This is a genomic window from Corynebacterium sp. MSK074 (assembly GCF_030229735.1).
In the GTDB taxonomy this organism is placed as follows: Bacteria; Actinomycetota; Actinomycetes; order Mycobacteriales; family Mycobacteriaceae; genus Corynebacterium.
Genome location: NZ_JASPIX010000034.1, coordinates 1 through 752, shown reverse-complemented (window position 1 = coordinate 752; position 752 = coordinate 1). Strand labels below are relative to the sequence as shown.

Sequence of the window (752 nt, the reverse complement as noted above, 5' to 3'; positions counted from 1 at the left end):
CGCGAGCTCATCTTTGATCTTGACCGGCAAGGCAAAGGTGTACGTGAGATAGCTCGGCGTCTTCAGCGCTCTGCTGGCACTATCAGCAAGGAGCTTAAACGCAACCGGGATGAATTTGGGGTGTATCTTCCCACGCATGCGCACCGTAAATCGGTGTTGCGTAGGTTTAGACCGAAAAAGCGCAAGATTGATGCCAATCCACGTTTGCGCACCGTGGTCTGGGCGATGGTGAAAGATAGGTACTCGCCGGAGCAGATTTCTGGGAGGTTGCGCAGTCGCTATCCCGGTGATGAGACTATGTACGTGTGTCCTGAAACTATTTATCAGTCTTTGTATTTCCAGGCTAAAGGCGAGTTGAAAAAGGAAGTCGCTGCTGCACTGCGTCGCGGTCACGCCCAACGTCGACCTCGTGGCACGCGCAGTGCCCGCAGGCGGTTTGTTGACCCTATGGTGATGATTTCCGACCGGCCAGCAGAAGTAGATGACCGAGCAGTACCAGGTCATTGGGAAGGCGACCTCATTTTAGGCGCGGGTAATAAGTCTGCAATTGGCACGCTAGTAGAGCGAACCACGCGCTATGTCATCTTGCTGCATTTACCTAATGGGCATAGTGCTACCGAAGTAAATGAAGCACTTACTAAAGCGATTGCTACCTTGCCAGATCATCTCAAAGGATCACTTACCTGGGATCAGGGAAGTGAAATGGCCTGCCATAAGGCCTTTTCTGTAGCGACAAACTGTCCCGTGTTCTT

At 52.1% G+C, this 752-nt stretch carries 1 protein-coding gene; it reads left to right on the top strand.

What is annotated here, in order from left to right:
• Positions 1-752 (top strand): IS30 family transposase (locus QP965_RS11430; RefSeq protein WP_284844970.1); only part of this gene is annotated, 752 nt, incomplete at both ends.